At 71.6% G+C, this 23,793-nt stretch carries 11 protein-coding genes; 2 read left to right on the forward strand and 9 right to left on the reverse strand.

What is annotated here, in order from left to right:
* Positions 1 to 389: 389 nt before the first annotated feature.
* The gene (gene argB, locus ACZ6JY_RS09035) at positions 390 to 1,460 is read left to right on the forward strand and encodes an acetylglutamate kinase (RefSeq protein WP_469193751.1); all 1,071 of its coding nucleotides are present in this window, start codon (positions 390 to 392) and stop codon (positions 1,458 to 1,460) included.
* 131 nt (positions 1,461 to 1,591) lie between these two features.
* Here argB and ACZ6JY_RS09040 read toward each other — a convergent pair whose 3' ends face one another.
* From ACZ6JY_RS09040 to ACZ6JY_RS09050, 3 genes are all read right to left on the reverse strand, one after another.
* Entirely contained in the window at positions 1,592 to 2,227 is a 636-nt protein-coding gene (locus tag ACZ6JY_RS09040; protein ID WP_469193753.1) for a GNAT family N-acetyltransferase, read from the reverse strand.
* A gap of 167 nt (positions 2,228 to 2,394) precedes the next feature.
* Positions 2,395 to 3,978 carry an amidohydrolase gene (locus tag ACZ6JY_RS09045; protein WP_469193755.1) on the reverse strand — a complete coding sequence of 528 codons (1,584 nt, stop codon included), beginning with the start codon at positions 3,976 to 3,978 and terminating at the stop codon, positions 2,395 to 2,397.
* Positions 3,979 to 4,100: 122 nt separating this feature from the next.
* Positions 4,101 to 4,313 (reverse strand): MbtH family protein, encoded by a 213-nt coding sequence (locus ACZ6JY_RS09050; RefSeq protein ID WP_469193757.1) that lies wholly within the window; start codon positions 4,311 to 4,313, stop codon positions 4,101 to 4,103.
* A 289-nt stretch (positions 4,314 to 4,602) separates the two neighbouring features.
* Here ACZ6JY_RS09050 and ACZ6JY_RS09055 point away from each other — a divergent pair, with 289 nt between their 5' ends.
* Positions 4,603 to 5,859, forward strand: coding sequence for an alpha/beta hydrolase-fold protein (locus tag ACZ6JY_RS09055; protein ID WP_469193759.1), 1,257 nt, complete (start codon positions 4,603 to 4,605; stop codon positions 5,857 to 5,859).
* A 6-nt stretch (positions 5,860 to 5,865) separates the two neighbouring features.
* On the opposite strand, the gene ACZ6JY_RS09060 is transcribed toward ACZ6JY_RS09055, so the two are convergent.
* The 6 genes from ACZ6JY_RS09060 to ACZ6JY_RS09085 form a co-directional block, all read right to left on the reverse strand.
* Positions 5,866 to 7,575: an ABC transporter ATP-binding protein gene (locus ACZ6JY_RS09060; RefSeq protein ID WP_469193761.1), complete on the reverse strand. Its 1,710-nt coding sequence runs from the start codon at positions 7,573 to 7,575 to the stop codon at positions 5,866 to 5,868.
* Entirely contained in the window at positions 7,559 to 18,610 is an 11,052-nt protein-coding gene (locus ACZ6JY_RS09065) for a non-ribosomal peptide synthetase (RefSeq protein WP_469193763.1), read from the reverse strand. Before ACZ6JY_RS09065 ends, ACZ6JY_RS09060 begins: the two co-directional genes overlap by 17 nt.
* A gap of 104 nt (positions 18,611 to 18,714) precedes the next feature.
* Positions 18,715 to 20,502 carry an ABC transporter ATP-binding protein gene (locus ACZ6JY_RS09070; RefSeq protein ID WP_469193765.1) on the reverse strand — a complete coding sequence of 596 codons (1,788 nt, stop codon included), beginning with the start codon at positions 20,500 to 20,502 and terminating at the stop codon, positions 18,715 to 18,717.
* Positions 20,503 to 20,504: 2 nt separating this feature from the next.
* Positions 20,505 to 21,557, reverse strand: a complete 1,053-nt coding sequence (locus tag ACZ6JY_RS09075) for an iron-siderophore ABC transporter substrate-binding protein (RefSeq protein WP_469193767.1) — start codon at positions 21,555 to 21,557, stop codon at positions 20,505 to 20,507.
* A gap of 153 nt (positions 21,558 to 21,710) precedes the next feature.
* Positions 21,711 to 22,640 (reverse strand): ABC transporter ATP-binding protein, encoded by a 930-nt coding sequence (locus ACZ6JY_RS09080; RefSeq protein ID WP_469193769.1) that lies wholly within the window; start codon positions 22,638 to 22,640, stop codon positions 21,711 to 21,713.
* A gap of 50 nt (positions 22,641 to 22,690) precedes the next feature.
* On the reverse strand, positions 22,691 to 23,755 hold the full coding sequence (locus ACZ6JY_RS09085; protein WP_469193925.1) for a FecCD family ABC transporter permease: 1,065 nt from the start codon (positions 23,753 to 23,755) through the stop codon (positions 22,691 to 22,693).
* Positions 23,756 to 23,793: the final 38 nt, after the last annotated feature.

The following is a 23,793-nucleotide window of genomic DNA, read 5'->3' on the forward strand; positions in this document are numbered from 1 at the left end:
CCGTCTTTTTATTTTTGCTTCGCCCTTCGCCACCTCTCCCCAGGAGTTTGATATTCCGTTTGGGGCTGTGAATACCCCTGGAAGGAACCCCACCAGGGTTTACCCACACCCCCAACCGGATGTCAGACCCGTCGTGTTGCATGGGGGCATGGCAGGCGACATCACCGCCATCTTCGTCCGCTGTTCGGCTGCTTGCTTCCACCCGCTCATGTCCGAGCCACATCCAGCGCCGTGCCCCCGCACGTCATATCCGCACACGTCACGAGAGAGAGAAGATCCGCCAGAGCTCCCGTTAGCTAGGTTAGGCTTACCTAAGAAGCCATGTCGGTTGTGTCCACTACGCATCGCCACCAGGCAACGCACAGAAACCACGAGAGAAGACGGAGACCATGACCGAACAGGCCACGACGGCCGGACTAAGTGACCATGCCGACACCGACGCCGACGCCACCGCCGACGCCGCCGGAGAGAGCTTCCGCCTGCTGGTGTCACATCCGGACTCGAATCTCTCCGCGGAGACACGTCTCCGGCAGAACGATGCATCTCTTCGACCGGAGGAGCTGCAAGGCGGCGCGGTCGTCGTGAAGTTCGGCGGTCACGCCATGGTGGACGAGGCTTCTCAGCGGTCGTTCGCCCAGGACATCGTGGATCTGTGGCACGCGGGCCTGCGTCCGGTGGTCGTGCACGGTGGCGGGCCGCAGATCAACGCGATGCTTGACCGGCTCGACCTGGAGACCCGTTTCGAGGCGGGCCTGCGGGTGACCACTCCGGAGACCATGGAGGTCGTGCGGATGGTCCTGACCGGCCGAGTGCAGAGGGATTTGGTCGGGCACATCAACGCTCACGGGCCCTTCGCCGTAGGCATGACGGGCGAGGACGCGCACACGATGACGGCGGTGCGGAGGGCGGCCTGGGTGGACGGCCGGCCCGTCGACCTCGGCCTCGTCGGCGACATCGTGGACGTGAACCCGGGCATGGTGCGCACGCTCCTGGAGCAGGGGCACATACCGGTGGTCTCCCCCGTGGCTCGCGGTGAGGACGGGCAGGTCTACAACGTCAACGCAGATCTCGCCGCGTCGGCCCTGGCCGTGGCTCTTGATGCCGAGCGGCTGGTCATGCTCACCGACGTGGAGGGCCTGTATGCGAACTGGCCGCACAGCACCGACGTCATCAAGCACCTGACGGCCGACGCGCTGGACGCGATGCTGCCGGGGTTGGCCAGCGGGATGCTACCCAAGATGGAGGGTTGCTTGCGGGCAGTGCGCGGGGGCGTACGCAAGGCGCATGTGCTCGATGGGCGTGTGCCGCACGCGGTGCTGCGGGGTGTTCTCGACGAGACCAGCCCCGGCACCACTGTGGTCCCCGACCTCCGGGGCGACGTCACCACCCTGATAGGCAACGCCCCGGTTAACGCCGCCAACCCCGCCAGCCCCGCCGACGCCGCCACCGTCAGCCGCTGACGACCAGCACCAGCCGCCGCGATCACCCGCAAGCACCGCCGTCACCGCCCATCGCGGCGCCACGGCATCACCGCATCACCGCATCGCGGCGCCACACCGTCACCGCATCGCGGCGTCACCGCGTCACGGCATCACAACGCCCGTACAAGAACCTGCGCGTTGCGCCGAGGGTCGAGTGACTTTGCCCAGGAGGGTGGGGCCAGCGGTGCGGACGTGGGGGTGAAGCCGTGGCGGATGAAGAGGTTGCCGTCGCCGGTCGTGGCCGTGAACAGGGCGTCGAGGGACTGGGCATGCGCCACGTGCAATGCGGCGCGAAGGAGTTCGGCGCCCACTCCGCGGCCTTGCCGGTGGTCGGCCACGCAGAAGTTGTACAGGACTCCGGCCAGCTTGCGGTTCTCGGCGGAGCCGGATGCGAGCCCGGAGCCGGAACCGAATACGGAGTCGGAGGCGAATACGGAGTCGGAGGCGGAACCGAATGTGGAACCGGATACAGACCCAGAGGCGGAACCCGATACAGAGCCGGACGCAGAGCCGGACGCAGAGCCGGAGGCATGGATGCTCAAGCCCACGCAGCCTTCGATCTCGCCCGCGGGGGTTTGCAGTATGAGGAAGTCGGTCGCCTGCGCGGCGTAGAGCGATGCGGGCCGGGATCGGAGTGCCCCTGAGCGCGCGAAGGGCTCGGACAGGGCGGCGAGCGCGGGGGCATCTTCCTCGCGGGCCGAACGTACGAAGGATGTCGGGGCGGGGCGCGGCATAGCCGTGATCAAGGCTTTCCTTCCTCGGTTCCACGAGCAGAATCGAAGCAAGGTTAGCCTTGCCTAAGTTAGAGATTCACATGGGGGTCCAAGTGAGACTGTGGATGCGGCTTTGGATGCAGCTATGGACGCAGCTGTGGATGCGGCTGTGGACGCAGCTGTGGGCGGAATTTCGGAAGCTAGTGCGAACCAGAGTTCGCCATCTCCCGCCCATCGACATACGTCGCGGCCACCTCGATGTCCCCGATGCGGGACACGTCCACGGACCGGGGGTCGTCGCCGAGTACCGCCAGGTCGGCTCGCTTGCCGGGGGTGAGGGTGCCGAGGTTGTTCTCCCAGTGGCAGGCGTAGGCGCCGGCGACCGTGTAGGCGTGCAGGGCCTCGTCCACGGTCATGGCCTCGGCCGGGCCGATCACCTGTCCGGACTCCGAAGCGCGCTCGACCATGAACTGGATGGCGCGGAGAGGGGAACCGTCGGCGACCGGACGGTCGGAGCTGCCGACGACCGGGATGCCGTGGTCGAGGAACCCCTTGCCCCGATAGAGCCATGGCGCCCGCGCTTCGCCCATGATCGCCGCATAGTCATCGCCGAAGTAGCGCAGGAAGTTGGGCTGGACGACCGCGCTGACGCCGAGCTGTGCGAAGCGGGGCAGTTGGTCGGGACGGATCAGGCCCGCGTGTTCGATGCGGTGCCGGGCCTCGGGGCGCGGCCGGAGGCGCTGGGCCCGTTCCAGGGCGTCCAGGGCGATGTCGGCCGCGCGGTCGCCGATCGCGTGGATGGCGAGCTGCCATCCGGCCAGGTGCCCGTCCACGATCATGTCCGCGAGCACGTCCGGGTCGTCCTGCAACTGGCCCGTATGACCGAGGCCTTCGTACGGGCCGCTGAGCGCCGCGGTCCTGGCCATCATGCCGCCGTCGGTGTAGATCTTCAGGGCGCCCACGGAGAGTCGGTCGTCGCCGAAGCCGGAGCGCAAGCCGAGGCCGAGGGCTCGCGGGATGCCGTCGGCCTCGTGTGCGGCGACCGGGCGCAGGCACTCGGCGGAGACCATGAGTTGCGTCCGCAGTGGAAGCAGGCCCTGCTCGCGGGCGAGCTGATAGGCGCCCAGCTCGACCGGGCTGTGGCCGAAGAGAGTGCCGCCGATGCCGGCCTCGGCGCAGGCGGTGACGCCCTCGGACAGGCATGTGCGGGCGGCGGCGCCGATCGCCTCCGCCAACTCCTGCTGGGAGTACGGCAGCCGCAGCGCTCGGGCGGCGCCCATGGCACCCTCGGCGAGGAAGCCGTTCTCGTGCGGGAGGTCCGCGGGGAGGAGGTCCAGGACGGCGGAGTTGACGACGCAACCGTGGCCGGAGTCGTGCAGTATGTACACTTTGCGCCCGTGGCTGACCCGGTCCAGTTCGGCGGCGGTCAGGTGACGGCCGAGGGCCCGCTGGTCGTAGCCGACGAGGTTCAGCCAGGCACCGGCCGGCGCATGCGTCGCGGACGCGGCTTCCTCCACCACGGCGAGCACATCGTCCACGCGCGTGCGGCCCGCGATGCTCGGCGTGTTCTGCTTGAGCCCGGTCCAGGCCAGGTGCACATGGGCGTCGATGAACCCGGGCAGCACGGTCGCGCCTTGCAGGTCGATCACCTCGCGCGCGGGCATCGAGGTCACGGCCTCGTCGAGCCCCGCGACACGGCCCCGCCAGATGCCCAGGTCATGCGCTACGGGATGGTCCGGGTCCATGGTGAGGAAGCGGGCGTTCGTCAGTCTGGTGCAGAGCATCAACGGGGTGCCTCCGAAATATCGGCCGGCCCGTGGGCCGGTATGTCACGACCCGCGGGCCGGCGCGACGCCACTGACGCCCGCCCAGCCGCCCCACCCCGCGCCGGGGAGGACTCAGGCGCTCAGCTGTCCATGGATGCCGCGAGGGATCGGGGACGCAGGTCCGTCCAGTGGGTCTCGACGTATTCGAGGCACGCGTCCCTGGTGTTCTCCTCGAAGGCGACCGTCCAGCCTCCGGGCACCTCGGCGAAGGAAGGCCAGATCGAGTGCTGCCCCTCGTCGTTCACCAGGACCAGGAAACGGCCTTCGGGGTCATCGAAGGGGTTGGTGCTCATGCGTCGGTTCCTCCTCGGGTCCGACGGGGCCCTGCGGCCTCGCCGACGTTATGCGTATGCGTTCGTTCTGCCTGTGCCTGAGCGCGCGCGTATGCGTGTGCCTGTGCCTGTGTGTGCTGTGCTCAGCTTCCGCTGAAGAGCGACCATGGCCGAACCTGCCCGCGGAGGCAAGCCATTGATCGCCGACATGCTCACGGCATGGCCAGCTTTATGATGAGCATATTAGGTTAGGCTCCCCTAATTAAAGCGAGCTTAGCCTCTCCCCTTTCCCGCTCACAAGGAGACGTTCATGTGTCCCGCCACGGAGCCCGCCTTCGCCGACTTCGGGTTGCCCGGTGCCCCCGGCACCGAGGAATTCTGGGCGGCCGCGCGTACACCCGTCTCGATCCCCGCATCTGATGACGACGGCGGTTGGAGAAGCCTCTTCCTGTGGCGTGGACGTCCCTCCCAACCCACACAGGCCGCCTCCCCGGCGCTCATCGACTTCGAGAGCCTGCTGGAGCCCGTCCCCCTGCGCCAGTGGGGCGGCACGGACTGCTGGTATGCCGAAGTGCGCATGCCGGCGCGGCTTCGCGTGACCTATCGGGTCCTCGTCGGCGGCGAGGCGTACGCCGATCCGCTCAATCCGGTCGGTGCCGGCGGTGACCGGTCCATCGCCGCGACGCCGGACGCCCCGGCCCAGCCGCACTGGCCGGCCGTCGGCCCCGACGACGTCCTGCCCGTGCCGCGCGCCCGGATTCGCTGGGCGAGCGAACGGCTCGGGGGCCGGCGCACCGTACGCGTGCATCCGGTGGGCGGTGGTGGTCCGGTGGTGCTGCTGCTCGACGGGGACGACTGGCTGTATCTGCACCCGGCCATGACCGCGTTCGACTCGGCCTTCGCGGCCGGTGAGATGCCGCCCGTCACCCTGGTCTTCCTGCCGAGCAAGGACCGGGAGGCCGAGTTCGGCTGCCGGCCCGAGCTGTGGGAGGCGGTACGGGACGAACTGCTGCCGCTGGTGGCGGAGTCCGGCGTGCCCGCCGACGCGGGCCGGCTCGTGGTGGCCGGGCAGAGCCTCGGCGGGCTGAGCGCGATGTACGCGGCGCTCGAGTTCCCGGAGCTGGTCTCGCGCGTCGCCTGCCAGTCCGGGTCGTTCTGGTGGTCGCCCGAGGCCATGCAACTGGATGACCCTCTGGCCGACCGCCAGACCGCCCCCGTGGATGCCCCTCCGGCCGACCCCTCGGCCACCCCCGCGGACGGCGGCACCCAAGCCACCCCCGCGGACGGCTCCCAGGCCACCCCCCAAGCCGCCCCCACACCCGACCCCCTGGGCGGCCGCACCGGCGGTGCCATCGCTGCGCGGCTCGAAGGCCGGGACCTGTCGGGCCTGCGGATAGCCTTCGACCTGGGAGAGCACGAGCCCCGTATGGTCCCCCACTGCGAGCTGATCGAGGACCTGACCCGGCGGGCCGGGGCCACCGTGCGTGTCTCGCGGTCGGCGTCCGGACACGACCGCGCCGGCTGGCGGCACGCCCTGCTGAGAGACGTCGCCTGGGCTCTCAGCTGAGGGAAGTCACCGCGCCACCGCCGAGCAGTACTCCTCGTCCGACGCGAGAAGATTGCGATGAGTGTCCTCGGCGGTGATGGCACCGTCATCGAGTACGAGGACACGGTCGGCCACGTCCAGCAGCGCCGGGCTGCTGGTGAGCACCACGGTCGTCCGCCCCCTCCGCAGCTTCGCGACATTGCGCGCGATGAGCTGCTCGGTGACGGCGTCGACGGCCGTTGTCGGGTCGTGCAGGACCAGGACGTCGGTGTCGGCGGCAAGGGCGCGGGCCAGGGAGAGACGTTGGCGCTGCCCGCCGGAGAGGTTCGCGCCACGGTCGCGGACACCGTGGTCGAGGCCTTCGCGATGGAGGGCGACGACGTCCGTCAGCATGGAGGCCTCGACGGCTTCGGGGACCATGCCGCTGGTGCCGGAGGGGTCGATGTTCGTGCGGAGCGTGCCGGCGAAGATCTCCCCGTCGTAGGGGTTCACGAGCAGGTGTTCGCGGACCGCCTCGACCGAGAGTTCCGTGAGCTCCTGGCCGCTGACCCGCACGGCACCCTCGTACGATTCCGGCGGTACGCGCAGGGCGAGGACCGACGCGAGGTCGGCCGCGGCCCGCGGCTGGTAGACGGCGATGGCCACGAACTCGCCCGCGGCCACCTTGAACCGCAGCTTGCGCAGGGTCCCGTACTCGACGCCGTCGATGTCGAGGTCCCCGCCCGGGGCCGGGCGCTCCTCCCCCGGTGCCGCCACCGGCGGTGCGGACAGGACCAGCGCCATCCGCTCGGCCGAGGCGCGCGCGATCATCACGTACTTGGGCATCTCGGAGAACAGCTTGAGCGGCTCGATGATGAACTGCGCGAGGCCCACGGCCATGACGAGTTCGCCGATGGTGATCTGGCCCTCGAAGGCGAGCCAGCCCGCCGTCAGGGTCACCGCGGCGGCGAGCACCGCGTTGAGGGCGAGGGCGGTGCCCGCGTAGACGCCGTTCACCTTGGCGACGGTGATCGACTGGTGCTTCGCCTCCGCGCTGACCTTGCGGTAGGAGCGGAAGGCCGCGTGGTTGCCGCCGAAGCCGTGCAGCGGGCGCAGGCCGGTGATCAGGTCGGCGACCTTGGCGCCCGCCCGTGCCACGCGGGCCTGCTGTTCCTTCGTGCTGGCGCCGATCCGCCGCGACATCACGCTGAGGATCGAGAGGATGGCGACGGTTCCGGCGATCACCAGCGCGCCGAGCCTGAGGTCGGCGAGGCCGAGCGCGACCGCCGCGACGACCACCGCGACGAGCGAGCTGATCAGCAGCGGCACGACTTCGATGATGTCGGCTGTCTGGTCGGCGTCCTCGGTGGCGATGGTCAGGATCTCGCCGGACTTGAGGTCGACGTCCCTGGCCACCGGCTGGAGCCCGCAGGCCGCCACCCGCACGCGCCAGCGGTGCGCCTCGGTCGTGTTGGCCTTCTGGAGGATGCGCATGCCGAACCGCCACGACAGCGAGACCGTCGTGATGATCACGGCGAGCGCGCCGATCGACACGGCGAGCGCGCCGAGGCTCCGCTCGCCCTGCATCGTGTGCTCCACGATCAGGCCGAGCGCGATGGGGAAGGCGGTCTCGCCGGCCTGGTAGAGGCCCATGAGGACGGTGCCCCAGAGCATGGCGGCGCGGTTGCGGCGCAGCGCGGTCCGCAGGATGTGGGGGGACCCCACGCCGGGCCGCCGCGCGTCAGTTGTCGTTGTCATCGGGGTGACGGGTGTCTGCGTTGTCATCGAGGTGGCGCGCTATCGCTTCCGGGGTTCGCAGGGTGAACAGGTCTCGGATGGTGACCACAGGACCGTACTCGCGTCGGAGCAGGCCGATCAGCCGTACGGCGAGCATCGAGTGGCCGCCGAGGGAGACGAAGTCGCTCACCGCGCTGACCTCGTCGTCGTCCAGGTCCAGGGCTTCGGCGAAGAACTCGCAGACCAGCTCTTCCGTCTCGGTCTCCGGGCGGCGCTCCACCGCCGTGGTCAGCGCGCCGAGCGGCTTGGCCTCCGGCAGGGCCTTCGTGTCGGCCTTTCCGTTCACGGTCAGCGGGATGCCGTCGACCTGGGCGTAGTGCGTCGGGCGCAGGAAGTCCGGGAGCCCCGCGCCCACCTCGGCGGCGACCGCCGCGAGGTCGAGGCCGTCGAGCACGAGGTAGGCGGCGAGCCGGTACGCGCCGTCGACCTGCGGATCGGGCTGCGCGACGGCCGCGACGAACCGGACGGCCGGGTGCGCCGCGAACGCGGCCTCCACCTCGCCCAGTTCGACCCGGTGGCCCCGGATCTTGACCTGCTGGTCGGTGCGGCCCAGGTACATCAGGTTGCCGTCGGGCCGCCGGACCACGAGGTCGCCGGTGCGGTACATGCGCTCGCCCGGTGCGCCGAACGGGCAGGCGACGAAGCGGTGCGCGGTCTGGGCGGGCTGCCCGAGGTAGCCGCGCGCGATGCCGATGCCCGCCACGTACAGCTCGCCCGGCACGCCGTCCGGCAGGGGCCGCAGCCAGGGGTCGAGCACGTACGCGTCGGTGTTGTCGATCGCCACGCCCACCACCGGGTCCTGGCACTCGAAGGTGCCGACGCCGAGGGTGTTGATGGTGTATTCGGTGGGCCCGTAGAGGTTGTAGCCGACCGTTCCCTCGGTCTCGGCGAGGCGCCGCCACAGCGTCGGGGTGACGGCCTCGCCGCCGAGCAGGACCAGCGCGGGCCGCCGCGCGGGGTTGTCGAGGAGGCCCTCGGCGACCAGTTGCTGGGCGTAGGTCGGGGTCACGTTGATGACGTCGATGCCGTGTTCGAGGCAGTACTCGACCAGGCGGGGCGCGTCGCGGCGCAGTTCCTCGTCGCAGATGTGCACCTCGTGGCCGTCGGCGAGCCAGAGCAGCTCCTCCCACGACATGTCGAAGGCGAACGACACGGTGTGCGCGATCCGGAACACCCGGTCCGGGTGTTCCGCGAGGACCGGCTCGAAGATCCGCCGCTGGTGGTTGACCAGCATGTTGGTGAGGCCCGCGTACTCGGTCACGACGCCCTTGGGCTTCCCGGTCGACCCCGAGGTGTAGATCGTGTACGCGGGGTGGCGCAGCCGGTCCGGATCGTCGGGCGCGAACGTCACATGGGGCTCGGCGTCCGGCAGCGGCCGGTCGAGCTCGATCAGGTCATGGCCCGAACCGCCCGCGAGCCGGGGCGCGACGCCGCTCACCGTGAGGATCACGTCCGGCCGGGCGTCCGCGACGATCGCCGCGATCCGCTCGTCGGGGTGGTCGAGCTCCAGCGGTACGTACGCGGCGCCGACGCGCAGCACGGCGAAGAGCGCCACGATCGAGTCGAGCGAGCGCGGGACCGCGAGGCCCACGGTCGTCTCGGGCCCGACGCCGCGCCCGGCCAGCACGCCCGCCACCGCCCGGCTGCGGTCGCGCAGCTCCGCGAAGGTCATGGTCGCGCCCTGCGCGACGAGCGCGGTCCGCCCGGGATCGCGGTCCGCCGCCAGGTCGAACCGGTCGACCACGGTGTCCGTGCCGACGTCCGTGCGCTCGCCGGGCTCGGGCCGTGGGGCGAGCCCGGGCAGCGCGCCGAGGGGGCCGGCCGCCGAGGCGAGGTCCTGAAGTACGCGCAGGTAGTCGTCGAGGAGCCGCCGGGCGCTCGCGGTGTCGCCGTCGCGGTGCTCCAGCTTGACCGTGAGCCGCTCGCCAGGGGTGACGACCCAGGTGTAGGGGTAGTGCGTGGAGTCGTCGGCCTTGACGGACGTGATGCCGTGCCGGGCGTTCATCGCGGCGAACGCGTCCATGTCCAGGAAGTTCTGGAGTACGAACAGGTTATCGAAGAGCGTGTCGTGGCCGCTGGCCCGCTGGATCTCGCCGAGGCCGAGGTGCTCGTGCTCCATCGCCTCGACCCTGGCGCTCTGCACGGCCGACAGGTACGCGCCGACCGTGTCCCCGGGCCGGGCCCGGGTCCACATGGGCACGGTGTTGAGGAGTACGCCGACGACCTCGGAGAGGCCCTCGCCCTCGCGGCCCGAGACCGTCACGCCGAACACGGCGTCACCGCGTCCGGTACGGGCGCCGAGCAGCAGCCCGAAGGCGCCGGTCAGCACGGAGTTGAGCGTGACGCCGTGCGTCCTGGCCGCTTCCCGCAGCAGTTGCGACTGCTCCGCGGAGAGCGTGTGGACGAGCGCGTCGGGCAGGTCGTCCGAGAGGGACGGCGTGGGCCCGGCGAGCAGCGTCGGGCCGGGGAGCCCCGCCAGGTGCTCCGCCCAGAAGCGCTCCGACGCGGCGGAGTCCTTGGCGTCCAGCGTGCGGGCGTAATCCTCGAAGCCCGGCGTGGCCGGGGAGGCGTCGAGCGGCTCGCCCGCGACGACGGCCTCGTACGCGTCGAAGAGGTCCCGCAGCACGATCTCGCGGGACCAGCCGTCCCAGAGCAGCAGGTGGTAGCTGAGCAGCAGGCCGTCGCGTCCTTCGGGCAGGCGGACGACGGTCAGCCGGATCAGCGGCGGCTCGGCCGGGTCGAAGCCCGTGTCGCGGTCCCGGGCGCGCAGCGCGTCGACCTCGGCTTCGACCTCGGCTTCGGTCTCGGCTTCGGTGGACAGCGACACCGTACGGACGTCGACGCGTCGGCCCGCCTTGATGAGCTGTACGGGATTGCCGTCGTCGTCCGTCGCGAAGCCGGCGCCCACGACGGGGTGACGGGCGATGACGTGCGCCATGGCTTCGGCCAGCGCGCCGGTGTCGAGACGCCGGTCGAAGGTGAACCAGCTCTGCGCGACGTAGTGTCCCGCCGTGCCCGCCATCTGGGCCTGGAAGAACAGGCCGCGCTGGAGCGGGGTGACCGGCGCCGTGCGCTCGGTCGTCTCCGCGGTGTCCGCGAGGTGTTCGAGCGCGCTCAGCCAGTGCTGGACGATCTCGTCGGGCACGCCGTCGGCGAGGGTGAATTCGGCGTGCAGGCTGCCGGTCGCCTCGTCGGTCCAGGCGTTGACCTCGACGGCGTACGGGCTGTTCCGGTCGCCGCCGGTGATGCGCGGCACGTCGGACTCGCCGCCTCTGCCGAGGTAGTTGAACAGCACCTGCGGGTGGGCGGTGAGCAGCGGGGCCGTCTGCGGGTTGAGGTACCTGAGCCGGCCGTACGCCACGTGACCGCGCTCGTCGGGCTGGCGTTCGGCGACCTCGCGGGCCGCCGCGACGGGGTCGGTGTGCGGGGTCAGCCGCACGGGCGCGATGGCGGTGAACCAGCCGATGGTGCGCGTGTAGTCGTGGTGGTCGAGTGCCGGGACCCGGCCGTGCCGTTCGAGATCGACGGCGAGGTCGGTGGGTGCCTCCTGTACGTGGGTCAGTGCGGTCCGCAACGCGCCGCACAGCAGTTCGGTGAGGCCGAGGCCGAGCGCGGCGGGCGCGGTGCGCGTCACGCGGTCGCTCACCTCGGGCGCGAGCACGGCCGTGGTCTCGCGGAGCGAGCCCGGCACGGGCAGCGGCGCGGGCGCCCCGAGCGTGCTGATCCACTCCCCGAGGCCCTCGGTGACCTGCGTGGACGCTACCGCCAGGGCCTCGGCGTACTCGGCGTACGACGTGGTCGGCGGCGCCAGGTCGTCGCCGCGCAGGGCGGCGGCGAGGTCGTCGAGCAGGATCAGCCAGGAGACCGCGTCGACCGCGAGGTGGTGCGCGGTCACCACCAGGGTGCCGCTCGCCTCCAGCCACGAGAACGCGACGACGTCCCCGGCCTCGGGGTCGAGCCGCCCGGCCGCCTCATTCGCGGCGGACGTCACATCGGCGGATGCCGCTCGTACGACCGTGACCTCGCCGGCGGGTTCCGTACGGAGGGACCACACGCCGTGCTCGACGCGCAGCCGCAGCCGGAGCGCGGGATGGGCGGCCACGACGGCGTTCGCGGCGCGCATGGCGTCGGCGTACCCGGCGCCCTCGGGGGCACGCACCGCTCTGGCCTGGGCGAACCGGTCCAGCGTGCCGCCCAGTTCACGCTGGCGCAGCATGATGGGCGTGGGCGTCAGGGGCCCGTCCTCGCGGCGGTGTACGGGGGCGGGCGTCGCGGACCGGGGCGCGCTCGACGCCAGCCGCTCGGCGAGCGCGCGCGGCGTCCGGCACAGGAACACGTCCCGTGGCGCGATCGGCAGGCCGAGCGCCCTGGCCCGGTTGATCACGGTGATGGCGACGATGCTGTCGCCCCCGGCCGCGAAGAAGTCGGTGTCGTCGTCGACCGAGGCGCCGGGCAGGGCCTCGGCGAAGACCCCGACGAGCGCGGCGAGCGCCGACTCCCCGACGGCGAGCGCGGAGCCGCCAACCGCACCCGAAGCTCCGCCCGGCGAGGCAGCGCCCTGCGGAACGTCGTCCTCCGCCGCCCGCGCGGCCAGCGCCTCGCGGTCCAGCTTGCCGTTGACCGTCAACGGCAGTACGTCGATGGGCAGGACGCGCCCCGGCACCATGTGCACCGGCAGCTTCGCGGCCAGCAGGGCCGTGAGGTCGCCGGGCGCCCGGCCCACGACATGCGCGACCAGGTGATCGCCGCTGTCCGCCACGGTGACGGCCACGTCGACCACGCCGTCGAGTTCCCGTATCGCGGACTCGACCTCGCCGAGCTCGATGCGGAAGCCCTTGAGCTGTACCTGGTCGTCGGCGCGTCCCGCGAACTCCAGCTCGCCGTCGAGCGTGCGGCGGGCCAGGTCGCCCGTGTGGTACATCCGCGATCCGTCGCCCGTGAAGGGGTTCGCCACGAACCGGCCTGCCGTGAGACCGGGCCTGCCCAGGTAGCCGAGCGCCACCTGGTCGCCCGCGACGTAGATGGCGCCGGTCCGCCCCGGCGCCACCGGCCGCAGCCGGTCGTCGAGCAGGTGGGTGACCAGGCCAGGGATCGGGCCGCCGATCGGGCTGACGTCGTCGCCGGGCGCGAAGTCGGCGTCCGTGAGGAGCCGGTGGGTGACGTGGACGGTGGTCTCGGTGATGCCGTACATGTTGACCAGCTCGGGCGACGCGGTGCCGTGCCGCTCGACCCAGCCGCGCAGCCGCCCGAGGTCGAGCGCCTCGCCGCCGAAGATGATCCGGCGCAGGGAGGTGACCGGCTCGTCCGCGTGCCGGTCGGCCTCGATGAACCGGTGGAACGCCGACGGGGTCTGGTTGAGCACCGTCACCCCGCGCTCACGGACGAGGCGGTGGAAGTCGACGGGTGAGCGGGTGAGCGCGTACTCCGGGACGAGCAGCTCGCCGCCGTGCGTCAGGGCGCCCCACAGCTCCCAGACCGCGAAGTCGAAGGAGAAGGAGTGGAACTGGACCCACACGTCGGACGGCCCGAAGCCCATGTCGGGCCGCGTGTTCGCGAGCAGCGTCACCACGCTGGAGTGCGGCACGGCGACGCCCTTGGGGCGCCCGGTCGACCCGGAGGTGTAGATCACGTAGGCGGGGTCGTGCCACGTGGCGTCGGGTCCGGCCGTCTCGTCGGCGGCCTCGGGCAGCTCCTCGCCGCGCACGAGCACGCGCGCCGGTACGCCGGCCTTGGCCAGGAGTCCGGTGAACCGGTCCCGCTGCTCGCGTTCGACGAGCACGACCTGCGGGGCCGCGTCGGTCAGGATGTACTCCAGGCGTTCGTCCGGGTAGGCCAGGTCGAGCGGTACGTACGCGCCGCCCGCGGCGACGATCGCGACCAGGGCGACGACCTGTTCGAGCGAGCGGGGCACGGCGACGGCGACCCGCTTGCCGGGGCCGGCCCCGGCCGCGCGCAGCACCGACGCCAACGCGGCGGCGTCGGCCGCCAGTTCGCCGTACGTCAACGACCGCGTGGTCCCGTCGAGGGCGCACTGGGTGACGGCCGTGGCGGCCGGGTCGCGGCGGGCGGCGGCGTCGAACAGTGCGCCCAGGGTGGTGTGGGTGACGGGCGCGGGGCGCCGGGCGTCCTCGGGCACCACCTCTGTGACCAGGGCGTCCTGCCGGGTGAGCAGGCCGGTGAGGGTCTCGGTGAACGTCCGCAGGATCTCCTGGGCGGCCGTCTCCCGCAGGAGTTCACCGTCGTAGATGAGGTTGAAGCGCGGCCTGCCGTCGGCCGTGCGCTCCACGACCAGGGTCAGCGGGTAGTGCGGGGCGCCTTCGTTGACGATGTCGGTGACGGCGAGTTCGGCGTCGGGCGTGCGCAGGTCGGTGACGTCGGTCGCCACGTCGAACACCACCAGGGTGTCGAAGAGGTTGCCCGCGCCGGCCCGGCGGCCGATGCGTGCCAGCGAGACGTGCTGGTGGGGCAGGACCGCGCTCTGGTGTGCGCGCACCGAGGCGAGCAGGTCGCGTGCGGTGGTGCCGGTCGTCCAGCGGGCGCGCACGGGGACCGTGTTGATGAACAGGCCCACCATGTCGCCGATGCCGGGCACGTCCGCGTCGCGGCCGGACACCGTGGAGCCGAAGACGACGTCCGTGCCGCGCAGGATGCCGCCGAGCGTCACCGCCCAGGCGCTGTGCACGGCGACGCTGAGCGGGACACCGGCCGCGCGTACGGCCGCGTCGATGTCGTCGGCGGGCTCCACGGCGGTGTCGGCGAACCGGTCGGAGGGGGTGTGGCCCTCGGCGACCAGGGAGGGTCCGGGCAGTTCGGCGAGTTCCTCGCCCCAGACCCGGTCGCTCTCTTCGTCGTCGCGTCCGGCGAGCCACTTCACGTAGTCGGGGAAGCCGCGCAGCGCGTACACGCTGCCCGGCGCGTGGTATTCGGCGAGGAGCGCGCGGAGCATCGGCGGCACCGACCAGCCGTCGGCGATGATGTGATGCACGGTCTGCACCAGGACGTTCCTGCCGGCTCCCGCGCGGATCAGCGTGTACCGCATCAGCGGGCCTGTGGCCAGGTCGAACCCGGCGCGGCGGTCGTTCTCTGCGTACGCGCGTATCTCGTCGTCGGTGATGCCGGGGCGCTCCAGCGTGGTGAAGGGCGCCTGGACCCCGCCGTCGAGTACGGAGACGACGCGGCCGTCGGCCAGGGCCACGAAGCGGGCGGCCAGGTTCGGGTAGAGCGTGAGCAGCCGGGTGGCCGCGGCGGCGAGCCGGTCGGCGTCCACCTCGCCGTCCGGTGTGCCGAGCGTGAGGAGCTGCTGCTCGACGTAAGCGCCCGCCGATTCGTCGTCGAAGACGGAGTGGAAGTACAGGCCTTCCTGGAGCGGCGTCAGCGGCAGGATGTCCCGCAGGGCGGGCCCGTCCAGGTCGTCGACGTCGGCCTGGGTGAGGGGTACGAGGGGAAAGTCGCTGGGGGTGTGACCGCCCTGGTCGAGCGTGGCGAGGGCGGCCAGGGTCTCGCGGAAGTAGCCGCCGAGGACCGTGATGTCGTCGTCGGTGAACATGCCGTCGGGCCAGGAGACGGTGGTGACCAGTTCGTACTCGCCGCCGTCCGCACCGGGTTCGGCGATCGCGTTGAACTCCAGGGCGCGCGGCAGCCGCATCCTCGGGTCGCGCTTCTCGCCCAACTGCCCGGTGGGACCCGTGAGCTGCCACTCCCCCGAGGCGCCCGCGTCGAAGCGGCCCAGGTAGTTGAAGAGCACCTGCGGTGCGGGCGTGCCGAAGCCGGCCCCGTGGAGGTACCGCAGGGCGCCGTGGGAGAGACCGTTGGCGGGCACGCGGGCGAGGTCTTCCTTGACCGCCTTGAGCGCGGCCGCCAGGTACGCGGGCGCGCGGAAGTCGTCCGTCGCGCCGGGGTCCACGGTCACAGGGAACAGCGTGGTGAACCAGCCCACGGTCCGTGAGAGCTCCGGCTCGAAGCCCGCGGCGTCGGCCACGAACCGCCCTTCGCGGCCGTGCCCCTCCAGTTCGATGTGTGCGAACGTCTGGTCCTGGCCGAGGTCGCGGCGCCACCGGGCGAGGGTGACGGCCAGCGCGGTGAGCAGGACGTCGTTGACGCCCGCGTGGAACTTCGCGGGGATCTCGCCGAGGAGTGCCGCGGTGACCTCGGGGCCCACGGAGACGGTACGCAGCCGCTCGCTCGCGACGGTGTCGGCGCCGGTCAGCGGGCGCCTGCCCAGCGGCTCGTCCGCGCCGGGCAGGGGGCGGAGCCAGTGGTCGCGGTCCGCGTCGAACGGGGCGCGTTCGAGGAGCTGCGTCCAGCGCCGGAACGACGTGGTGACCGGGGGCAGTTCGACCGTCTCGCCCGCGGTGACCTGCCGCCACGCCGTGGCCAGGTCCTCCATCAGGACCCGCCAGGAGACACCGTCGACGACCACGTGGTGCACGACCACGACGAGTTCACGGGCCGCGCGGCGCCAGACGGCGCGGAGCATCACGCCGCCCTCCGGGTCGAGCCCCTCGGTGGCGAGCTCGACGCACTCCTCCAGCGGCAGGCCGCTCTCCTGCCAGCTCGCCGTGGCCCGTTCCGCGGACGGGATGACGAAGCTCCAGCGCTCGCCGCGCACCAGTTCGGCGCGGAGCATGTCGTGGCGGCGGACGACCGCGGCGAGGATGTCGTCGAGGGCGTTCGCCGTGAGGTCCGCGGGGGTGTTCAGGACCACCGACTGCACGAAGCCGTCGATCGCGTCCGTGGTCTCACCGAGCCACTGCACGACGGGCGATCCGATGACGGGGCCTGTCGCGACGTCGCCGTGGTCGACCGTGGCGACGTCCTCGCGGCTCGCCACGGCCGCGAGGGCGCCGACGACGCCGTGGGTGAAGATCTGCCGGGCGGTGACGTAGAGACCCGCCTCGCGCAACGCGCTGAGCAGCGAGATGGCCAGGATGCTGTCGCCGCCGAGTGCGAAGAAGTCCTGGTCGACGCCGACTTCGTCCAGTTGGAGCAGTTCCGCGACCACCGCGCAGACCACGCGTTCGTTCTCGGTGGACGGGGGTGCGAGCGCGGCCGTTCCGGTGACCGGCTCGGGCAGGGCGCGCCGGTCGACCTTGCCGTTGGCGGTGAGCGGGAACTCCGGTACGACGACGACGTGAGCGGGCACCATGTACTCGACCATGTGCTCGGCGGCCCATGCCTTGACCGCGTCCGCCCGCAGGTCCTCGCTCCCGGCGGCCGGGATCACGTACCCCACGAGGTAGGTGCCGCCCGCCGCGTTCTTCTTGGCGACGACGCAGGTGTGCCGTACCGCGGGGTGTTCGGCGAGGCCGACCTCGACGTCCTCGATCTCCAGGCGCATGCCGCGGATCTTGATCTGGTTGTCGGCCCGGCCGAGGAAGTCGAGGGAACCGTCGGGGGCGAACCGGGCGAGGTCACCGGTGCGGTAGAGCCGGGAGCCGTCGTCGGCGAAGGGGTTGGCCACGAACCGGGAGGCCGTCAGGCCGGGCGCGTTGACGTAACCGCGCCCCAGCAGGAGGCCGCCCGCGTACAGCTCGCCGCCGACCCCGACCGGGACCGGGCGCAGCTCGTCGTCGAGTACGTACAGCTGCGTGTTGGGGTTGGCCCTGCCGATCGAGGTCGACAGGCGTTCCGCCGCGCCGCGGTAGATGACGTGGGAGACGCCGATGGTCGTCTCCGCGGGGCCGTAGCCGTGGTACATCGGTATGTCGAGGCGGGTGCGGAACCGGTCGTACAGCTCCGAGGTGAGGACCTCGCCGCCGCACCACACGTGCCGCAGGCTGCCGAGCGCGTCGGAGTCTCCGGCGATCTCCAGGAGTACGTCCAGCATCGACGACACGAGGTACGTGAACGTGACGCGCTGCTCGGCGATGACGGCGAGGAGATGGTGCGGGTCGCGCTCGCCGCCGGGCCGCAGGACCACGAGCCTGCCGCCGCTGACCAGGGGCAGGAAGATCTCGTTGATGGAGATGTCGAAGGAGAGCGGCGCCTTGAACAGCGAGGCGTCGTCGGGGCCGAAGCGGAGGATCTCGTCGACCTGCCAGAGCAGGCGCTCGCTGATCGCCTCGTGCCGGATCATGGCGCCCTTGGGGCGTCCGGTCGAGCCCGACGTGAAGATGACGTAGGCGAGGGAGTCGCCGGGGGCGGTGATCCCGGTCTCCTCGGTGGGGTGGTCGCCGAACCGCCAGTCGCCGAGGTCGACGGCCACGGCTTCCGGTTCGTCGGGGGCGTGCTCGCCCGAGGAGTTGAGCTGGAGGACGACGCGGGCGTCCTCGATGACGACGGCGCGGCGCGCGGCGGGCCACAGCGGGTCGAGCGGGACGAACGCGCAGCCCGCCTGGAGGACGCCGAGGAGCCCGATCACCATGTCGGCCGAGCGGCCGAGGGAGATGCCGACGACCTGCTCGGCGGTGAGCCCGCGCGCGATCAGGTGGTGGGCGAGCTGGGCGGAGCGCTCGGCCGCCTGGCGGTACGTCAGGGACCGGTGCTCGTCGACGACGGCGATGGCGTCGGGCCTGGTCCGCGCCTGCTCGCGGAACATCTCGACGATGGTCGGGCGGACCCGCTCGGCGTCGGTGTCGTTCCACTCGGCGAGGGCGGCGAGCCTGGCCGCGGGGCCGGACGGGCCGATGGTGCCGAGGGTCCTGTCGGGGAAGTCGGCCAGGTCGTCGAGGGCGAGCTGCGCGTCGGCGAGGTCGACGCCCTCGGGGACGCCGATGCTCCGGTCGCCGTCACCGACCGCCCAGTCACCGACCGCCCCGTCACCGACCGTCCAGTCACCGGCCCCGGTACCTCCGTTGCCGGCCCAGGCCAGGACGTCGGCGAAGAGGGTGCCGGGAGTGAGGTCGATGCCGTCGGGAGAGAGACCCGTCGCCCAGTACGACAGGGCTATCGCGCACGCTTCGGCGATGGCCCGGTCGGAGTGGTCACCGGTCCGCCGGCGCACCGCCGCCAGACGCTCGGGGGCAAGCAGTACGAGGCGAGCGCTCGGTTCGGTCATCGAAGACTCAGCGTCCTTCCACAGCATAGAAGTTAGGTTAACCTAACTTAGGATCACCTAACACCCCTGGTGAGGGCGCGTTCGACCACACTGCCCGGCCGGGGCTAGCTGCCCTCACGCCAGGCCCGCCACAGCCGGGCGTAACGGCCGCCCAGGGCCACGAGGTCGTCGTGCGTGCCCTGCTCCACCACGCGGCCCGCGTCGAGGACGGCGATCCGGTCCGCGGCCATCGCCTGCGTCAGCCGGTGGGCCACGAACAGCGTGGTGCGCCCCACGCACGCTGCGAGCACCGCACGTTCCAGCTCCGCGGCGCCCTCGCTGCCCGCCTCCGCGGTCGACTCGTCGAGCACCACCACCGGCGCCCGGCCGAGCACCAGCCTGGCCAGGGCGATCTGGGCGACCTTGGTGACGTCCAGGCGTTCACCGCCCTCGCCGACCATGGTGTTCAGCCCCTCGGGCAGCGCCTCGACCCAGTCCCCGGCGCCGACGGTGCGCAACGCGTCCATCAGTTCGGCGTCGGCCGCGTCCGGCGCGGCCAGGCGCAGGTCGTCCGCGAGCGGCCCGGAGAACACGTGCGTCTCCTGCGTCAGGATGCTCACCAAAGCCCGCGCCGCGGCCTCGTCCAGCTCCGCCAGGTCCTGCGACCCGATGCGCACGGAACCGGCCTGCGGGGTGCCGATGCCCGCGATCAGCGCGGCAAGGGTCGACTTCCCGGCCCCCGTCGCGCCCACCAGGGCGAGCGAACCGCCTGCCGGGATCGTCAGGCCGACGTCCTTGAGGACCGGCTCGTCGGTGTCCGGATAGCTGAACGTCAGCCCCTCGACCGTCACCGGGTACGCCAGGGCCTTCGCCGGCTCCACGGACGCGTCGCCCACGAGCCGGTCCTCCGCGGACTCCCCCAGCACGCCGACGAGCCGGGTCAGGCTGGCGCCCGACTTCTGCGCCTCGTCGAAGGTGAACATGATGGCGCCCAGCGGCGTGAAGAGCCGGTGGAACATCAGCGGCGCCGCCGACACCTCGCCCAGGGTGGCCGCGTCGGCCTCCAACAGGGCATATCCCACTACGAGGATGAGGACGAGGCCGATGAACTCGGCCCGGTTCTCCCTGCCGACGAACCGTCCGAAGAACCGGAACACGTCGACACCGAGGTCCCGCACCCGCCACGACTCCTGGGTGACCTTCTCGCGGAAGGCGCCCTCCAGGCGGTACGCCCGTACCGTGTCGATCCCGTCCAGACCGCTGATCAGCGCCTGCGCCCGGTCGGCCTGGGCCACCCGCTGCTTGCGGTAGAGCGGGGCGGAGCGGGGCAGGTACCAGCGCAGGGCGAAACCGTACGCGGGCAGCGCGGCGGCGCCCGCGAGGCCGAGCCGCCAGTCCAGGCCGAACATGCCGAACGTGGCGATGACGACGAGCACCCCCGCGGAGAACACCGTGGGGATGGCCGTACGGATGCCCTTGGACAGGACGGCCACGTCGTCGCCGACCCGGGAGAGGACATCCCCCCGGCCGACCTGCTCTATCCGCGCGCTCGGCATCCCGAGCACCGCGCGGACGGCGCCTTCCCGCAGCCGCGCGAGCAGGTCGGCGCCGAGCCGTCCGATCAGGTACGTCGACACGGCGGTGGCCGCCGCGCCGAGCAGCGCGGCGGAGCCGAGCAGGACCGCGATCGTGACCAGGACCGAGCGCGACTCGCCCTCGACCACCGCGTCGACCACCCGGCCGAGCAGCAGTACGGGGAGCACTTGGAGCGCCGCCCCGGCCACCGTGGTGAGCACGGTGGCCGCGGTCAGCCACGGCATCCGGCGGCAGTGCGTCCCGACCCAGCGGCTCGCCTCGCGTCCGCCCGCCGTGCGCAGGGTCGCCGGGGCGACGCGCGTGTCCGTGATGCTCACACTCAGTCGACCGACTTCACGAGCTCGTCGATGGCGTACGGCAGGGAGAGCGCGGTGCCCTGGGACATGGCCGCGCCGACCGCCGGGCCCTCACTGTCGAGCAGGTAGGAGACCTTGCCCTTCTTGACGGCGTCGAGGTTGGCGAAGAGCTTGTCCTTCTTGATCGCCTTCGTGTCCGCGGCGTCGTTGATGACGATGACGCGGTCGACGTCGACCAGATCGATGCGCTCGGGCGAGAGTTCGGTGGAGAACTTGCCGCCGGCGATCTTGTCGATCTTCGTCTGGTACTTGAAGCCCATGCCCGTCAGGAGCCGTCCGCGCACGTCGGTGGAGGTGAAGGGGTTCACGGAGTCCTTGTACCAGGACAGCGCCACGGCGGTCTGGTCCGCGAACTTCGGGTGCGCCTTCTTGGCCGCGGCGAGCTTGTCCTCGACGCCCTGGACGAGGTCCTTGCCCTTGTCCTCCTGGCCGAGCGCCTTGGCGATGTGCACCACGTTGTCCTGCCAGGGGGCGCTGAACAGCTCCTTCTCGCCCTTGGTGCGGCCGACCGTCGGAGCGATCTTGGAGAGCTTGTCGTAGCCCGCCTTGTCGATCTCGGAGTAGACCGCGACGATCAGATCGGGCCGCAGGGCGGCGATCTTCTCGTAGTTGGGACCGGAGTCACCGTTCGCCATGACGACCTCGGGCTTGGTGTCGCCCCACTTGTCCTTCACCCAGGGCCACTGGGTGTTGATGTCGGGGGACTTGCCCGCGGGGTTCGGGTACTGGTCGACCATGCCGACCGGCTTGGTGCCGAGCGCGAGGACGGCCTGGTCGTCCGTGTAGCCCACGGTGACGACCCGCTTCGGCGCCTCGGTGACCTTCGTGGTTCCGAACGCGTGCTCCACGCTGACGGGGAACGAGCCGCCCGAGGCGGCGGCCGGCGCCTTGTCACCCTCCTTGTCCCCCGAGTCGGAGCCGCACCCGGCGAGGAGACCGACGCCGAGGGTCGCGGCGGTCACGGTCGCCGCCAGTCGCCGCCACGGCTTCGTGAGCGTCGTTCGATGGAGGAGCATCCGGAATCCCTTGCTTTCGCGCTGTCCGCTACGCCCCGAGTAAGGGCAGCCAACCTTAACCCGAGGTGATGAGGTTAGCCTAGCCTTACTCTCTCATTCCGGGGGCGGGCCGGTCGAGTTGTCCGTGGTGAACCGTCGCGGTGACGTGGCGGCTCAGTCGAGTTGTACGTGTGTACGGCCGATCGGCACGATGAGCGGGCGGTCGCCCACCGGGTCGTCGACCACCCTGGCGCGCAGCCCGAAGGCCTCTTCGAGCAGCTCCGCGGTGATGACGTCGCGCGGGTGCCCCTGCGCCAGGATCGCCCCCTCGCGCATCACGACGAGGTTGTCGCTGTAGCGCGTGGCGAGGTTGAGGTCGTGCAGCACCATGACCACCGTGCGGCCCGACTCGTGCAGGTCGTCCACCAGGTCGAGCACGTCGATGGCGTGCGCCAGGTCCAGATAGGTCGTCGGCTCGTCGAGGAGCAGCAGATCGGTGCCCTGGGCCAGGGTCATCGAGATCCAGACGCGCTGTCGCTGACCGCCGGAGAGCGAGTCGACGGGGCGGTCCGCGAGGTCGGCGACCCCGGTCATGGCCAGGGCCTTCGCCACGACGTCCGCGTCGTCCGAGGACCACTGCCGCAGCCAGCTCTGGTGCGGGTGGCGGCCCCTGGCGACCAGGTCGGCCACCGTGAGCCCCTCCGGCGCGACCGGGGCCTGCGGCAGCAGCCCGAGCTTCTTCGCGACGGTCCTGGTCTTGAGCCGGGCGATGTCCTCGCCGTCCAGGACGACCGTGCCCGCGGTCGGTTTGAGCAGCCGCGTCAGGGTGCGCAACAGGGTCGATTTGCCGCAGCCGTTGGGGCCGATGATCGTGGTGATCACTCCGGGCGGGATCGTCACGTCGAGGCCGTCGATGACGTCACGGCCGCCGTATCCGACCGTGACGCCTCTGGCGGCGAGCCGTGGGACGTCGGCGGCCACGGCGTCGACGGCGGGCCCGGAATCGACGGCGGGCCCGGGGCCGGCCCCGGCTTCGGAGTCGGTCCCGGCTTCGGCCCGGGAAGCGACCCCGGTTTCGGCCTCGGTGATGTACTGAGCGGCCACGAGCCCCCCTGTATTAGGTATGGCTGTATTAGGTATGGCTAACCTTGCCATTATCTTCTGAGGTTCGCCCGCACCAACAGGTAGACGAGGAACGGCCCGCCGATCGCGGCGGTCACCACGCCGACCGGCAGCGTGATCGGCAGCGCCGTACGGGCGGTCAGGTCGGCGCCGATCAGGAGCAGCGCCCCGACCAGGCCCGAAGCCGCCAACGGCGGGGTGGGGCAGCGCGCCAGACGCATCGCCACCTGCGGCGCGACCAGCGCGACGAAGGGCACGGGGCCGGCCGCGCTCACCGCGACGGCGGCGAGGAGAACGGCGCAGAGCAGCAGGACCGCCCGCACCCGTGAGTACCGTACGCCGAGGCCGGCGGCGACGTCGTCGCCCAGGTGCAGGGGCTTGAACTGGAACGCGACGGCCGTCACGATCGCCAGGAGAGCGAGCGAGCACCACAGCGCCACCCACACCTCGTCCCAGGACCGGTTGTCCAGCGAGCCGACCAGCCAGGCCTGCGCGCGGGCCACGTCGCGGATGTCGGCCATGACGAGGAGCCAGGTCGTGATCGCCTGCATCACGGCGCTCACCGAGATGCCGATGAGGATGAGCCGGAATCCGTCGATCCCGCGCCGCCAGGCCATGAAGTAGACCAGCAGGCCCGTGCCGAGGCCGCCCGCGAGCGCCGCCGCGGAGAGCCCCACGGAGCTGACGACCGCCGCGGTGGCCCCGCCCGACACCGTCACGAGGCAGACGGCGACCGCGCTCGCGCCGCCGGTGACGCCCAGAATGTCCGGGCTGGCCAGGGGGTTGCGGGCGATGGACTGGGTGAGCGCCCCGGAGACACCGAGCGCGACGCCCACGACGAGCCCGGCCATGGCCCGCGGCATCCGCAGGTCCATGACCACGAACTCGTCGACCTGCTCGCCCCTGCCGACGATCGTGGCCATCACCCGGGAGAGACCGATGGGGAAGTCGCCGATGCTGATGGAGAGGCAGAACACCAGGAAGGTCGCCGCCGCGAGGAGCAGCGTGACGAGGAGGACGTAGGGCCGCCAGACGAACGACACCGGGCCGAACCGCACGCCCGGCGTCACCGATGACTTCACGCCCGTACCGCCCATACCCGTACTCACGTCCGTCTCGTTCACGCGTTCCCGTG

This window comes from Streptomyces sp. NPDC046335, from assembly GCF_055587985.1.